The 16,123-nt window shown below is 40.2% G+C and carries 13 protein-coding genes; 4 read left to right on the forward strand and 9 right to left on the reverse strand.

Annotated elements, in window-relative coordinates:
• The 6 genes from BT999_RS07200 to BT999_RS07225 form a co-directional block, all read right to left on the reverse strand.
• A partial coding sequence (locus tag BT999_RS07200; protein WP_425429658.1) for a beta strand repeat-containing protein occupies positions 1-1,835 on the reverse strand: 1,835 nt, incomplete at its 3' end.
• Between the two features lie 372 nt (positions 1,836-2,207).
• Entirely contained in the window at positions 2,208-2,864 is a 657-nt protein-coding gene (locus tag BT999_RS07205) for a response regulator (RefSeq protein ID WP_072697113.1), read from the reverse strand.
• Positions 2,854-4,293 carry a sensor histidine kinase gene (locus BT999_RS07210; protein WP_178139329.1) on the reverse strand — a complete coding sequence of 480 codons (1,440 nt, stop codon included), beginning with the start codon at positions 4,291-4,293 and terminating at the stop codon, positions 2,854-2,856. The genes BT999_RS07205 and BT999_RS07210 overlap by 11 nt, the downstream gene beginning before the upstream one ends.
• A gap of 197 nt (positions 4,294-4,490) precedes the next feature.
• Complete coding sequence (locus BT999_RS07215) at positions 4,491-4,784, reverse strand: type II toxin-antitoxin system RelE/ParE family toxin (RefSeq protein ID WP_072697115.1); 294 nt, start codon at positions 4,782-4,784, stop codon at positions 4,491-4,493.
• Positions 4,774-5,034, reverse strand: a complete 261-nt coding sequence (locus BT999_RS07220) for a CopG family ribbon-helix-helix protein (RefSeq protein ID WP_072697116.1) — start codon at positions 5,032-5,034, stop codon at positions 4,774-4,776. The genes BT999_RS07215 and BT999_RS07220 overlap by 11 nt, the downstream gene beginning before the upstream one ends.
• A 459-nt stretch (positions 5,035-5,493) precedes the next feature.
• Complete coding sequence (locus BT999_RS07225; RefSeq protein WP_072697117.1) at positions 5,494-5,775, reverse strand: DUF2695 domain-containing protein; 282 nt, start codon at positions 5,773-5,775, stop codon at positions 5,494-5,496.
• A 212-nt stretch (positions 5,776-5,987) separates the two neighbouring features.
• Between BT999_RS07225 and mnmA the strand changes: the two genes are divergently transcribed.
• A complete protein-coding gene (gene mnmA / locus BT999_RS07230; RefSeq protein ID WP_072697118.1) occupies positions 5,988-7,244 on the forward strand; it encodes a tRNA 2-thiouridine(34) synthase MnmA in 1,257 nt (418 codons plus the stop codon).
• A 790-nt stretch (positions 7,245-8,034) separates the two neighbouring features.
• Here mnmA and cysS read toward each other — a convergent pair.
• From cysS to BT999_RS12520, 3 genes are all read right to left on the reverse strand, one after another.
• On the reverse strand, positions 8,035-9,507 hold the full coding sequence (cysS, locus tag BT999_RS07235; RefSeq protein ID WP_072697119.1) for a cysteine--tRNA ligase: 1,473 nt from the start codon (positions 9,505-9,507) through the stop codon (positions 8,035-8,037).
• Between the two features lie 57 nt (positions 9,508-9,564).
• Positions 9,565-10,527 carry a hydroxymethylbilane synthase gene (hemC, locus tag BT999_RS07240; RefSeq protein WP_072697120.1) on the reverse strand — a complete coding sequence of 321 codons (963 nt, stop codon included), beginning with the start codon at positions 10,525-10,527 and terminating at the stop codon, positions 9,565-9,567.
• A 134-nt stretch (positions 10,528-10,661) separates the two neighbouring features.
• A complete protein-coding gene (locus BT999_RS12520) occupies positions 10,662-10,826 on the reverse strand; it encodes a hypothetical protein (protein WP_178139330.1) in 165 nt (54 codons plus the stop codon).
• A 16-nt stretch (positions 10,827-10,842) separates the two neighbouring features.
• Here BT999_RS12520 and BT999_RS07245 point away from each other — a divergent pair, with 16 nt between their 5' ends.
• The 3 genes from BT999_RS07245 (at position 10,843) to BT999_RS07255 (ending at position 15,542) form a co-directional block, all read left to right on the forward strand.
• Complete coding sequence (locus tag BT999_RS07245) at positions 10,843-12,381, forward strand: bacteriohemerythrin (RefSeq protein WP_072697121.1); 1,539 nt, start codon at positions 10,843-10,845, stop codon at positions 12,379-12,381.
• Between the two features lie 244 nt (positions 12,382-12,625).
• On the forward strand, positions 12,626-14,011 hold the full coding sequence (locus BT999_RS07250; RefSeq protein ID WP_072697122.1) for a phosphohexomutase domain-containing protein: 1,386 nt from the start codon (positions 12,626-12,628) through the stop codon (positions 14,009-14,011).
• 67 nt (positions 14,012-14,078) lie between these two features.
• Positions 14,079-15,542, forward strand: coding sequence for a mannose-1-phosphate guanylyltransferase/mannose-6-phosphate isomerase (locus tag BT999_RS07255; RefSeq protein WP_072697123.1), 1,464 nt, complete (start codon positions 14,079-14,081; stop codon positions 15,540-15,542).
• The last annotated feature ends 581 nt before the right edge of the window (positions 15,543-16,123 follow it).

A 16,123-nucleotide genomic window follows, 5' to 3' on the forward strand; every position in this document is an offset into this window, starting at 1 on the left:
GAGGCTCTACCCGAAAAACTGTTGTGGCTGTCATAATTTCCGAAGCCCACTTCAAAAAACGCACCCAAGAGCAGTGAGTTTTGAGCGATTGGGGCGTTCCAACCCAGACCGGTCATAAGTGAAAAACTGTCAACATCGCTGTGGCTACCTGTGTTATAGCGAGAACTACCCGCGCTCATCGCACCAAAAGAGGATAAATTACCCGCTCCCGCCGCATTCGCACTGCTTAAAGCACTGCCCATACCTTGTCCCGCCGCTAAATCCGCCCCTTGGTTTATAAAGGCGACGCCGGAAACAATACCCTCAGCAAGGGCTTTGGTTTGGGGGTTTACACGGGCGTTAGAAGCGACCGTGGCAGTAATACTAGACCAATCATTGTCACCAGCAACATTCATATCATACAACAGGCTTATGCCTTTGGTTGCCACTACGTTGTAGGGATCAAATGCACCATTGATTCCAGAAGTAGCTTCCAGCAAGGTGTATTTATCGCCTATGTTCGGCATTGTGCCACCGCTCGCTATGCCCAGCCTATCTACCTTGGCTATGCTGTTAGAGTCGATGAAGTCTATTAAATCGATATCAGTTGCTGTAAGCATTGGCTCGGTGGAAGGAGTATTAGGCAGTAAAAAACGATAATTCTGGAAGCTTAGGATAGTATTAACAGGGCTTGTCATATGGTTAAGAACCCATAGGGTATTGCCAGTAAAAGTGTCGGTAGTGGAAGACCAACTAGACCCGCCGATTAACCAGGTAGAGCCAGTAAAAATCGGAGTGCCGGAAAGTTTTACATGGTTGTTTATAGCGTCGCCAGAATAGCTCACCCCGCCGGAGACATCACCGTTAATAGTACCACCACTGATGTTTACCGTGTTGCCGTAGGCGTCGCCAGAATCGCTAAACCCGCCGTAGACATAGCCCTTAATCTCAGCATTACCGCTGATGTTTACCGTGTTGCCGTAGGCGTCGCCAGAATAGCTATACCCGCCGTAGACATAGCCCGTGCCAGGCGAACTACCAATAGTACCAGCGCTGATGTTTACCGTGTTGCCGTAGGCATCGCCAAAAACGCTCCATCCGCCGAGGACATCCTTTTTAATCAAAGCATCACCGCTGATGTTTACCGTGTTACCGTAAGCGTCGCCATTCATGCTATACCCGCCGAGGACATCCCCGCCAATAACAGCAGTACCGCTGATGTTTACCGTGTTGGCATAGGCGTCGCCAAAACCGCTATTCCCGCCGTAGACATCCCCGTCGACCTCGCCACCGCTGATGTTTACCGTGTTGGCGTAGGCGTTGCCAGAACCGCTATACCCGCCGTAGACATTGTATTCAATCGTACCATCGCTGATGTTTACCGTGTTGGTGTAGGCGTTGCCAGTACCGCTATAAACATACCCGCCGAAGACAAAATAGGTAATAGTACCACCGCTGATGTTTACCGTGTTGGCGTAGGCGTCGCCGGATTTGCTATACCCGCCATAGACAGAGTTTTCAATCGTACCAGCTATAATGTTTACCGTGTTGTTATAAACGCTGTTTTTTTCGCTTAGCCCGCCAAAAACGTAAGAAGGGTTTGTCCCCGATCCAGTGGTAAAATTAACATTTACCGTATTACCACTTGCACTAGGGTTGTCTTTAGTGCCGGGAAAGAGAGCGTCTGTTTCTGTTCCAAACCAAGTGGGGGCGGGTTTCAGGGCGGGGGTGGTGCCGTTATAGTTGATGGTTTCCGCCTTTGCTGACTCAAGTTTTAAGATTGGCGAAAGGCTTATTAAACCTACCCCAAGACAACACACAACTGTTTTAAACAAGCATTTGTCATGTTTTTTCATTATTAAACTCCGTATGCAAGCTTTGGCGTATGCAAGCTTGGTTTATAAAAAATAAAAAGTTACAACGGTCTCAGCGTGTAGCTGTCTGCACAGCACTGCCAGAACGCAAAAAGCACAAGCCCTATAAAAAAGATAGAGTTATATTCTATGTAACACAGCTAAAAAAAAACCGTACTAGGGGAATACTAGGGTTTTGTCACTTTTTTTGTAAAAAATGAAAAAAAATGCAGCTCTGGAGTAAAAAATAGTATAGTTTGCTGTTTTACAGAGAGCGATATTGTGCAAATTTTTGAAAACGCTGATTACATGACATCTTGAAACGCTCAGTTATTTCGTTTGGCAAGGGAATAAATCAGCGTTTTCTTAATTTTTCTAAATCATCCAGTTCGCAAAAACCCGCAATACATCCCGCCGTTTTTTGATGCCTGTTTTATGAAGAATATGACTGATATGAAACTCTATACCTTTGACGGATATTCCCATACTCTTGGCCATTGCCTTTGTATTCATGCTCTGAATAATATGCAAAAGTACGGCACTTTCTTTTTCTGTCAGTCTATAGAATGCGGCGAAGGCATGCAGTTTTTGCGTTTCCGACATGGTAGTGACTGCTGTTTCTGTGTGCTGCTGTTCATCTTTTGTACGCTGCATGTTTCTGCGTCGCATGGCGGCTTGTACCCGTGCCAGCAGTTCTTCTGGGTGAAAGGGCTTGGTTATATAATCATCTCCGCCGTCCGCCAAGGCACGCACTCTGTCCTCATGTCCTGTTTTAGCGGTTAGGAACAAAATGTGAGCCGTCGTACACAGAGGCTCTCCGCGTATTTCGGTGCAAAAATCAATGCCGTCACCGTCCGGCAACATAACATCCAGCAGGATGACATCCGCCTCGTTAGTCGCAAGCCAAGATCTAGCCTCTGCCAGCGTCAGTGCCGGGTGTACCTCATATTCCAGCATTTTTAGGGCACGAGTGTTGTTAGCGTTGAGTTCCGCGTTGTCCTCCACCAGAAGCACCATGCCTTTAGCATCCATGTTCGCCTCCTTTGTTGTATTCAGGTAACACCAAAGTTACGGTTGTGCCGTTATCACTGGCAATCGCTATTGTTCCGCCATGTTCTTCCATGATTTCTTTGCAGATGCCAAGACCGATGCCCAAGCCTCCGCCTGTGCTATTATCTGTTCCTTTCACGCCACGCTCAAAGATGCGTGGCAAGAGTTCCGGCACTATACCACTGCCCGTATCACACACACTGACAATGATACTGTGGTTTTTCCGTGCCACACTTATGGACACGCTACCTTGCTCTGTGTGGTTTTTGGCGTTCTGCAGGATGTTGAACACCACCTGCGTGAGTTCTTCCGGGTTGCCACACACGGGGAATTCGCCCTCAATATCTAGGTGCAACTCCACGCCGTCACGTTTCAGAATGGGACGGTACAGTCTGCCTACTTGCTGGATAAGATCGCCAAAATCCAGCGGTGTGCGTGCAGAAGGCTCCACGTCAGACAGTGCCTGCCCTTTCATTGTGTCGATCAAATCCGCCACACGCTGGGCTTCGGAGACTATTTTGTCCAGATCGGCAGCTGTTTCCCTTTCCATGCCCTTGTGTTTCAGACTCATGGAAACAAGACCAGCGTAGCTTGCCAGCACCGCCAGCGGGGTGCGTGCCTCGTGCGATATGGTGGTCATCAGGTCGGTTTTCATGCGGTTGATGCGTTCCAGCGTAGTATTTTCCATGGCCAGTTTTTGCTCGGCCTGTTGGGCTGCAAAAAGTTGTTTGTTCACAATAAGGTTTACCTTGCCGGAAAACCAGTGTGTTGCCAGTGCAAGAACCACAAGCCCAGCACAAATGCTAATCACAGTTTGAATGATGAATATCTGCATGATGCTGTTGTATTGCTTGCTGATAATATCCGCGCCCACCATGCCCAAAAACTCGCCCGTGCGTTTATGAAATATCGGCTGGTACGCACTTAAGCGCTGTCCGTAGTTTGTATTCTCAAAATCATTACCAATAGTGGCTTTTTGTTCATCATATGCAGTGCGTTCGGCTTTGGTGATGGAGTCCTGTACTCCTGGAGCGGTGTAGAGCGGGCTTGAAGGAGGTTCGCCGCCAACAACATACATAATAGCATTTTCTCCAGACCGAGTGGTGGTATAAATATACTGTACATGTTCTTGGTTGACTTTTTTTATTTTCATCATCAGCGACTTGGTGCGACGGTAATAGTCGCTTTCCATGTCCATATTCTTCAAGAACGTGGAATAGCCGTCCGAGTCCTCCTCAATAACAGTGGCAACGGTCGCTGCCAGTGCTTGGCATTTCAGCACAAGCTGGTTCTTGAGTTGGGTGGCCGCGAGGGAGTAGGCGACAACACCCGCCGCCAGAATAACCACGGCAAAGATGGCCAGCAAAAGCTGAAAATGGCGTAGGATATTTTTGTTATTGTCGAGTAGCAAGGGCACCTCCGAAAGTGGGTGCATTTATCAACACCCCATTTTTAGTACCAGTTAAAGACCATTGCAAAACTCCGCTTTGCGTTCTTTATCATCGTTTTTTGCTCTGTATACACATAGCATAAAACGTCTTAAGTCACAAAAACCACTCATTTTACAGGAAAATTAAATTTTCCCTTTGTTTCTGGGGATACCCCCTATTAATTAAATACATTATCCCAAAGCCTAGAGGTATGAATAATTCTCACGATTATAGCCTGTCTATCTTCTTTTACTTTATAAACGATAAAATAGGGCAAGTCCCTTAAATATAGTTCACGAGTGCCATTTATTTTACCCAGTTTACCGGACAAAGGAAAAGACACCAAAATGTCAGTAGCTTTAAATATGCGTTTTGCAATGTTTTCTGCTGTTTTTTGGTCTTCCTGCGAGATAAGATAATTTACAATTTCCAGCAGGTCATTTTGTGCCGACTTTGCCCAACTAATCGACATTTATTCCAAGCCTTTTTACGCTTTCTTTTACTTCTGCATTGCTTACAATATGCCCGGCGTTAATGTCATTCAGACCTTGGTTAACGGCATTTTCAAGCCAAACCATAGAATTTAGATAACCTTCAACCGCTTCTTTGATTACTTCTGAACGTGAACATTGCCTATTTTGAGCAATTTCATCAAGCCTTTTTAATGTATCCGGAGCAAATCTTGTGCTTATAGATTGTGCTGGCTGTGTTTGTATTGGCATAAAACGATCCTCCTTTTGTTTCGCAATACAAAAGTAATACAGTAGAGATTGTTCGTCAAGAAATATAAATATCAAGCATTAGCATTGCACTTAGTGGAATTGACGGAAAAGCTCCGTGTTTTTTTCACTATGGTACATTATATCCGCAAGTTTGAGATCGAATTATTCTGGAAACAAACTACTTATTTCTGGATATTTATTTTAATATTTTTACAGTGTATAGATCATTATGTTTCAACATTATTTTTTAAAAGCATAAATAACACATTAAATATAGGGGGTATTTTTAGGGGTATATCACAAACATAAAAATATTTTATTAATATATTTAAGAACGTTATGCCATAAAGATTATTCCCTTCCTCAAATTTAAGTTTATTAAAGTCCCGTAAAGCTCAAAAAGCCTTACGGGGCTTTGTTTTTGTGGGTGTTGTGCGTTTTGATGAGCTTTTGATAAAATTATTCAAAATATTCTTCGGTATTTAAAAGCACTTCGCAATCACAACCTGCACCATGATTTCTTAACCAATCCAACACGTTATCGATAGGTATCTTGTTCTCTTTTAAAAATGTAATGGTCATATCAAAGTTATGAGCACAGTTATTTTCTTCTGATTGTGCGTCTAAGTAGTCAAAAAGTTGAGAAAACTGAGCAAACGGCATAGGTAAAGAGTCTAAAAACTGTTTTTTTTGTTGCTCGAGATATTCTTTTTGTAGTCTCTTTTTTTCTGATTTATTCATAAATACCTCCAAGATATAAATTTCCCAATGCAAAGTCTATTATAAACAACACTTTGTTATATAACCATTTTGTCTAATTTAAAAGCATTTTTCAGAATAAACTTTCTTTTACAATGTCTTTGAATTGCCTAAAAAACTTTTTGATAATATGCTTGTATTGCGATAAAATATTTTGTGTTACTCATTAATTTTTAGGTTGTTAGAGAATAATTATGTCAAAAATTGCGGTTGCTGTTTCGGGCGGGGCTGATAGCTTGTTTGCCCTTTTAAGGTTAAGAGAAGAAGGACACGAAGTCTTTGCCCTACATGCACGCTTATTTCCGCTTGATGAAACTCAAATAAAAACTGAAAAACGGCTTGAGACGTTATGTGAAAGCTTAAAAATTCCTTTGTTTATTCTTGACTTACATCTTGAATTTGAAAAAATGGTTGTAACACCTTTTTGTAAGGCGTGGAATAAGGGGGAAACGCCAAACCCTTGTGCTTTGTGTAATTTTCGTATCAAATTCGGTTTGTTACATGATAAATCTTTGGAGCTTGGGGCTGAGGCTTTGGCAACAGGGCATTATGTTGGAATTGAGTCTCTTCAATTGTTTGCAAAATCTGCCGATGGTTGTGTAAAACAAAAAGAAACTGCGGTTTTGGTTACGGGAAAAGACAAATATAAAGACCAAAGCTATTTTCTTGCCTTAGTTCCAAAAGAGCGTTTGACGCAGATGATATTTCCACTAAAGGACTGTATAAAAACAAAAATTCAACAATATTTGAGCGATAACGGATATAGCGTGCCTGTTGCGAAAGAAAGTCAGGAAATTTGCTTTATTAAAGACGATGATTACAAAAGTTTTTTAAAAATGCGTAAGGTTAAGTTGTCTGGTGGCGGGGCGATTGTTTTGGCAAGCACAGGCGAAAAACTAGGGCTACATCAAGGTTTATGGCAATATACCGAAGGGCAACGTCGTGGTTTGGGAATAGCTTATACCGAGCCGCTTTTTGTGTGTGGTAAAGATCTTGAAAAAAATCAGCTAGTTGTTTGTACAAAGTCCGAACTTGCAGCAAAAACGATATATACCGAAAAGGCAAATTTGTTTTTTGAACCCGAAGACTTACAAGTGATTTTACAAGAGGCTTATAAAAACGGCAAACTTTGGGTAAAATTGCGTTATCGTCAAACGCCAAGTCTTGCTAAGGTTGAATTAAAAGATCAAGGGTTTGTGATTACTCTTGCCTCTGAAAATAACGGACAAAGTGCGATAATGCCGCCTGCTGCCGGACAAATTGCGGTTGTTTATACCGAATTGCCAAAAGGTTATCTGCTTGATATTTCAGGCGAAATAAGAAAAACGTCAAAAGACACGCCAAAAGAAACCTCAAAAGAGAGTTTGGAAAAAGAAGTGCTGATTGATTCGCAAGTAAAAGCCGAAGATAAAACTTTGTTTATTCTTGGTGCGGGCGTGATTAAACGTTAAAATAGGATTTTAATCAATTTTATTATAATCTATTAAAAAACTAACGCTTTTACGAAATAACGCTTATTTTGGTCGTCTTCATTTCTATTTAATACACTTAATTATTACAAGATGTTTCAAACACTATTAATATTCTCCCAAAAGCATGGTTTTAACTTGCCAATGAAAGAGACTAAGGTGCGTTCAAACTTTTGATGCCGATTAGGCATCAACTAATGCGTGGTGCGTGCGTGGGGTTAAGGGGCGACTAGCCCCTTATGGCGGGAATGCAAAGGGGAAAACATTTTCCCCGTGCCCGTCGGAGACGACCAATAAAATTAATTTCGTGGGAGCGTTGGCTTTTTAATAGATTATAATAAAAACAAGTTTTATTATAAATATATGAGACGACCAAAAGAGGTTTATTTCGGGGAGCGTTGGTTTTTTAATAGGTTATAATAAAAACAAGTTTTATTATAAGTATATGAGACGACCCAAATAAGGTTTATTTCGTGAGAGTGTGGGTTTTAAAGAATATAATAATTAAGTATAATTATTATGAATAGTTGGAGACCGCCGCAAGATGTTGATTTCGCGGGAGTGTTGGTATTAAATAAAATAAAAATGAATTTTATTATATGAATAGTTGGAGTCGACCGCAATATTTGATTTCGTGGGAGCGTAGGGTTTTAAATAACAAAATAACATAATAATAAAAAAACTGCGAGGTACACTATAATTTGTAACTCGCAGTTTTTTATTGTCTTGTATTTCTAAAAGCTATCTAAACTTTAAACTTAACATATCAAACCTAAACCACATCCCACCCCGCACCACTTGCGGTATCTCTAATTTCTAAACCAAGGTCTTCTAATTCCTTACGCAGGCTATCGGCTAAGGCGAAGTCTTTGTTTTGGCGAGCGGTGAGGCGTTTGTTCATTAGTTCTTCAATCTGTTCAACCTTTAGATTTTTCTTTTGTAATCTAAAAAGTTTAAGCTGATTTAAAAAGCTAATCGGATCTTCATCAAACAAACCAAGCACTTTGGAATATTCTACGAATTTCGCTTGAATATCTTTTAACAACGCTCTTGCTTCAACAGTTCCGGATAATTTTTTATCTTCAAGTAGGCGATTGCTTAAATGCACAATGCCAAAAACATGCCCCAAAGCGGCGGCTGTGTTTAAATCGTCGTCTAAAGCCGCCCAATAAGCATCGTCTAGTTCTTTAAGCTCTTTTGTGAATGATTCAGGTAGCTTAACTGCTGAACTTTTGGCATCGGCCTTTGCGTCTTCCGCCAATAACAAGCTGATTGCCTTTAGCGTTTCATAAATCTTTTTAACATTTTTTTCAGCTTCATCAATCGCCATAAAGTTAAAGTCAATAGGACTACGATAATGACGAGTTAAAAGGAAATAACGCAACACTTCAGGCAGGCAATATTCCAAAATATCACGAATAGTTTTGAAATTGCCTAAAGATTTTGACATTTTTTCAGAATCAATCTGGACAAAACCGTTATGCACCCAATAGTTACAAAAATTCTTGCCAAAACAAGCTTCGGTTTGAGCTATTTCATTTTCATGGTGCGGAAATATCAAGTCCTGACCGCCACCATGAATGTCTAAAGGTAAGGGCAAATAACGCTCGCTCATCGCTGAACATTCAATATGCCAACCCGGGCGACCTTTTCCCCAAGGGCTGTCCCAATATGGCTCGCCGGGTTTAGCCGCCTTCCAAAGTGCAAAATCAAGCGGGTCTTCTTTTTCTTCGCCCGGCTGAACTCTCGCCCCTGAACGTAAATCATCAACACTACGCCCCGACAACTTTCCGTATTCGGCAAACTTACGCACTCTAAAATAAACATCACCGGAAGCAGTCGCATAAGCATTGCCGTCTGCAATCAACTTTTCGTTTATTTTAATCATTTCGTTAATATTTTCAGTAGCTTTTGGCTCAATATCAGCACGTTGAACTTTTAATCTGTCCATATCTTCATGAAAGGTGTGCATATATTTTTCGGCGATCTCTTTACTGTCAACACCTAACTCATTGGCTCGATTAATAATTTTATCATCAACATCAGTAAAATTACGCACAAAAGTAAGGTCATATTTTAAATGACGCAAATAACGAGCCAAGACATCAAACACGATAGCAGAGCGAGCATGACCAATATGACACAAATCATAAGCGGTGATTCCACACGCATACATGCTGACTTTACCTTCTCTAACCGGTACAAAAGTTTCTTTTTTACGAGTCATACTATTGTATATTTGCATAACATATCCTTAAAATTATACGTTTATATAATGATTTAAAATATCACACCAAAAAAATTATTTACAATACAATTCTGCCAAAATCTTGTCTGCTCCGGCATCTTTAAGCATTTGTGCCAATTTAAAGCCTGTTTGTCTGGCACCAGAAGCGTTACCAGAAGCATCACCAGAAGCGTTACCAGACGCATCACCCTTTAGGCTATTACGCACAAAAGTTTTTCCATATATATCAGCAACTAAACCTTCAAGAATAAATTCATCTTGATTAGTCATCTTTGCAAAAGCCGCAATCGGCACTTGGCAACCGCCTTCTAATCCTGCTAAAAAACCACGTTCGGCTTCTACACAAATTCTCGTGGGGCGATCTTCTAAAAAGCTTAATAACTCGGCTATATCTTTACGACTTTCTGCATATTCAATACCTAAAGCACCTTGACCGGCGGCAGGTAGAAAATCAGGCGGCACAAGCTTAAAAGACTTGGGAGCGGCTAAACCAAGACGGTTTAAACCGGCACTCGCCATGACAATAGCGTCAAACTGCCCTTCTATAAGTTTTCTTAAACGTGTATCCACATTACCACGCAAAGAAATAATTTCTAAATCGGGTCTTAAAGCCAAAAGTTGCGCTTGTCTTCTTAAACTGCTTGTTCCGACTTTAGCTTTTTGAGGTAATGCGTTTAAACTATCATAATTGACGGATAAAAGCACATCGCTTGGTTCTTCTCGTTTTGGAATTAAACCCAAGATAAGCCCTTCGGGAAGTTCCATAGGCACATCTTTCATAGAATGAACGGCAATATCAGCTCGCCCGTCAAGCAGGGCTTCTTCAATCTCTTTAACAAAAAGACCTTTACCGCCGATTTTTGCGAGAGGCACATCTTGAATAATATCGCCCTGAGTTTTTAGAACCAAAAGCTCAACCAAAAGCCCCGCATATTTATTTTCTAAACAGCTTTTAATGTGATTAGCCTGCCATAAAGCCAGCTTACTGCCACGTGTGGCGATAGTCAGTTTTTGCATAAATAGTTCTCTAAATTTATTTGAGTAAGTAATCTTAATTATATCTCTCTCTAAATACAGTTATTCTTGATATGCTGTCAAGGCTAAGAGTGTATCCTTTGTGTAAATCTGTTTCTTGAGATTATGGTATTTTCTTATAGGAAATAAGCATTCTTTACTTTTTTATCAATTTTGCTATTGTTTTCATATTCAATATAATACTTAGACAAGACCATAAAATTACAACTGATTGCAACTTCATCTTTTCTGCCATCAACTCTGCCACTCTGGCAAAATGGCATTATCGCTCTTGCTTTCATTCTATTCTCTCTTACTGTGTTTTGTGTATTTAAAAATACAAGCCTAGAGAGCCAAAAACTCGTACAAATAGCTAATGCATGCGGTATTAATACGCCCAAAGAGACTGATGACATACACCAAGTCATCATAAATACAATAAATGAACAAAGCAATCAGTTATTACAAGAAAGAAAAAAGCTAGAACAAAGCGGAGAACAACTCGACCAGCTACAAACACAACTCCAAGACGCACAAAAAAGCCAAGAATCACTTCTTGTTTCACAAGCTCATTTTCATACTATTTTACAGCGAGTATGTAATGTTTCTACTGAACTTACCCAACAAATATACCGAATGGCAATTACTACTTCCAACATTGTTCAAGGAGTAGAAAAACAACGAGACCACCTTCAAAACACTTCAAAGACAATGCAAAGTATTGCATCAGGTGCGGACTCTTTGTCTGAGAGTGTCCATAGTGCTTCTATGGGAGCTACACAATCACGCAATACGGCGGATATTGGCATTCAAGGTATACATAGCGCAGTAAAATCAATTTCTTCGGTACAACAAGCCACAACAAATTTAAAAACAACAATGAATGAACTAGAAGCCTTATCGACCAATATAGGGCAAATAATGGACGTTATTTCTGAGGTTGCAGATCAAACAAACCTATTAGCCCTAAACGCAGCGATTGAAGCCGCTCGTGCCGGAGAAGCGGGGCGTGGCTTTGCTGTTGTTGCCGACGAAGTACGCAAACTAGCCGAAAAAACCATGACCGCAACGCAACAAATCCATCAAACACTCTACAGCATTCAATCCGCTACCGCCACAAGCACTAAAACCGTAGACCAAGCTCTTGTGCTGACCAATGACAGCTCTGAATTAGTATTCAATGCCAATAAGGCAATGGATCAGGTAGTTGACGGCATTAAGCTAACAGCGGAATCTCTTCAGACCATTGCTGATGTTTCCGGCGTACAAACAGAAGATTGCATCAATGCCTCGCAGTCTTTGCTCAGTATTAGCAATAATAGTAAAGACAATGCTAAACAAATGGAGGCTTGTGCCATTAAGTTTGTGGCACTATCAGACTCTCTGGAAGAATTAGACATACTGTCAAACTCCATGCTTTCTGGCGATATAAACAACATTGAACATAATAAAAAACTTATTCAATGGGAACCGTCATATGAAATGGGTATCCCACTGCTTGATGCACAACACAAGCTGTTGTGTTCTTGTATTAATACGCTATACCGTACGCTTAACAGTAATGGCGGACAAAAAACTTTGATTAGCATTATTTTGTCTCTTAAAGAATATGCAAGCAGTCATTTTAATCTAGAAGAAATATTATTTGAACATAGCGCATATCCTGATGTCAAAAAACATAAAGAGATACATCGTACTTTTGAAGCACAAGTGTTAGAAGTCGAAAGAAAACTGGTGAATGGCGAGTTGGAAATAGGCTATGACTTACTAGATTTCTTGAAAAACTGGCTGTTAACACATATTATAAAAACAGATCACGAGTATGCACCATATATAAAAAAGCTACACCAAGCATAATTTGTTTATGATTCATTCTAAATAAAGAGTGAATTAAGAGTATTGCATATTATTTAAAGCGAGTTAATTAGTGATTCTTATGAATTAAGGCGTTTTATATTTAGCATAAATACTGACAAAAGCACGCAAAACATTATTTTTTTCATCGCCTTTATTGTGAAGTTACACATTCTTTACTTTTTGCTCTATTCTGCTAATATTTCAATAAGAAATAAAAAAGAATACTTTTAAATAAAGGTAAAATATGGATTGCTTCAAAGCCTATGATATTCGTGGAAAAATCGACAGCGAGATTACGCCAAACTTTGCAAAACAATTGGGCAATGCTTTTAGTCGTGAATTTAATCTAAAAAACTGTTGTATCGGGCATGATATTCGCTTATCAAGCCCTGAATTAGCGGCGGCCTTTAGTGAAGGCTTACAAGATGCGGGTACAAACGTTTTTGATTTGGGCGTTTGTGGGAGCGAAGAAATATATTTTGCCACCTCTTTATTTAATTCCGATAAATATCCGAGCTTTGACGGCGGTGTTATTATTACTGCGAGTCATAACCCGCCTGAATATAATGGCTTTAAGTTCGTTAGGGGCGGTGCAATTCCCGTGAGTAAAGATTCAGGATTGTTAAATATAAAAGAGAAAATACTGAATCAAACATACACAACAGCAGAGCCGAATTTAAAAGGCAAATATACCAAAATAAACCTGAGAACTAGCTATATTAACTATCTTTTAAGTTTAATTGACCTTAAAAGCATAAAAAAACTAAAAATTTTAGCAGACCCGGGAAATGGCTGTGCGGGCGAAGTTGTAAAACTTTTAGCCAAGCACCTGCCTTGTGAATTTATTTTTATAAACGAAAAACCTGACGGCACGTTCCCAAATGGTGTTCCGAACCCATTATTGCCAGAAAATCGTGCCTTAACTGCCAAGGCTGTTAAAGAATCAGGAGCTGACCTTGGGCTGGCTTGGGACGGAGATTTTGACCGTTGTTTTTTTTACACGGCAAAAGGTGATTTTGTAGAAGGATATTATATAGTTGGTTTATTGGCTCAAACTTTATTACAAAAAGCACAAAACAAAAACTCGTCGGCTACACCTGAAAAAATACTTTATGATACTCGTTTAACTTGGAATACCATTGACATGGTTAAAGAGTCAGGTGGCATTAGTATCGAAGGGCGTACAGGTCACGCTTTTATGAAGGATCAAATGCGACGTGAAAACGCTATTTATGGCGGAGAAATGAGCGCTCATCATTATTTTAGGGCGTTTTCTTTTTGCGATAGTGGTATGCTCCCTTGGTTGTATTTGTTAGAACTCATGAGTAAAACAGCTAAAAGCTTGGAAGAATTAGTAGAAGAACGTGTTGCGGCTTATCCTTGTAGTGGCGAAATCAACAGAAAAGTTGATAATGCTCAAGCGATTATGACTAAAATTCAAGCTCGCTTTGAAGCTCAAGCCTTAAAAACAAGTTTTATAGACGGACTTTCAATGGAATTTAAAGACTGGCGTTTTAATCTGCGTTGTTCTAATACAGAACCCTTATTGCGTTTAAACGTAGAAAGCAGAGCCGATTATGCGTTAATGCAAAAACGCACAAAAGAACTCTTAGCCCTGATAGATGTTTAAATAATAAACACTTAAATGATAAAAACTGAAGCTCATAAACTAAAGTGAAAAGATAAAAGGATAAATTATGTCAATAATATGCCCGGTGATTTTATGCGGTGGTAGTGGAACAAGACTTTGGCCTCTTTCACGAGAATTATATCCTAAACAGTTTATGGAGCTTGGCACAGATACACTTTTTGCACGAACTTTAAAGCGAGTTAAAGCCTTAGGCGATCAGCTCGGCACTTTTTTTATTGTCTGTAATGCCGAACATCGCTTTTTTGTGGCCGGTATAATGCAAGAGCTGGATATAAAAGGCGCAATCATTCTTGAACCGGAAGCTAAAAATACAGCCCCTGCGATTGCCCTCGCCGCTTTAGCCGCCAAAGATGCTTATAAAAACAATGCGGTAGAACCCTTATTGCTTATCCTGCCTTCTGATCATGATATAGAGCCGATAGAGCATTTTTTACAAGCCGTACAAAGTGCTTGTTTAGGGGCTGAAGCTGACAAAATTATGACTTTTGGAATTACCCCGACTCGCCCTGAAACAGGTTTTGGCTACATTAAACACAATAAAATATTAACTTTAGAAAACAACGACACAAGTAATCAATCAACACAACTCCCGATATATACTGTTGAAAAATTTGTAGAAAAACCTCAGTTAACAAAAGCGGAAGAGTTTTTAAAATCAGGTGCTTATACTTGGAACAGCGGTATGTTTTTAGTTAAACCCTCTGTTTACCTCACTGAATTAGAAAAATATTCGCCACAAATTAAAACCTGCTGTCAACAAGCTTGGTCAAAACATACACAAGACACTGATTTTATCAGAATAGATAAAGAACTGTTTAGCCAAACTCCTGCTCAATCAATAGATTATGCCATTATGGAACACACCAAACTCGCCTGCGTTTTACCTATCGCTCTTAAATGGAGCGACCTTGGGTCGTGGCAATCTTTTTATGAAACCAGCCCGCATGACGACAATAAAAATGCCATTATTGGCGATGTTGTGATTGATAATGTTACAGGTTGTTACCTGCACTCAAGCCAACGCCTAATCGCCGCTTCGGGCATTAAAGATTTAGCCGTTATTGATACGGCTGACGCTGTTTTAGTGATTGATTTAAAACAATCTCAAGAAGTGAAGACCCTTTATAACAAATTAAAAGCCGCTAAACGCAACGAAATTTTTGCTCATACAAAAGTCTACAGACCTTGGGGGCATTATTCCGTTTTGGCTGTTGCCGAGCGTTTTCAGGTGAAGTCAATAGTCGTGAACCCTCAAGCGTGCCTTTCTTTACAGTTACATCACCACAGAGCGGAACACTGGGTAGTCGTAAGAGGCACGGCAAAAATTATCCTTGACGATAAAGAACTTTTACTTTGTGAAAATCAATCGACATATATCCCCGTTGGAGTCAAACACTCCCTGCAAAACCCCGGTATGATTCCTTTAGAAATTATCGAAATTCAAAGCGGAGCTTACCTCGGAGAAGATGATATTGTGCGTTTTGAAGACATTTACGGGCGAAATAAATAAAAACTATTTGAATTATTAATTCATGAGGTTGCTGAAATGTTTAAACGCTTTATTATATTTTATCTTGCTTTATTTACCCACACCCTCACGAAATAACTTTCTTCGGTTGCCTCCGACTATTCATATAATAAAATTCATTTTTTTATTATATTATATTTACCCTCAATGCTCCCACGAAATAAATTTTGTTGGTCGTCTCCGACGGGGGAAAGGGTTTTAGAATGCACGAGGCTGGCTTTGCCTGCCCGTGGATTGGGGGCTTCGGGGGTATACCCCTCGAAACAATGTCGCCCTTTGCATTCCCCACATAAGGGTCTGGTTGCCCCTTAACCCCACTGCCGCAAATACATTAGTTGATGCCGTTAGGCATCAACCAATGCGTGATGCGTTCGCGGGTACAGGGCGGCAGCCCTGTTGGCGGGAATGCAAAGGGGAAAACATTTTCCCCGTGCCCGCCGGAGGCGACCAACAAAATTTATTTCGTGGGAGCGTAGGGTTTAATAAAAAAGTTATAATAAAAATGTAATTTTATTATAGGTATATGAGGCGACTCAAAGAGGTTTATTTCGTGAGAGCGTAGG

Source organism: Desulfovibrio litoralis DSM 11393 (assembly GCF_900143255.1).
Lineage (GTDB): Bacteria > Desulfobacterota > Desulfovibrionia > Desulfovibrionales > Desulfovibrionaceae > Frigididesulfovibrio_A > Frigididesulfovibrio_A litoralis.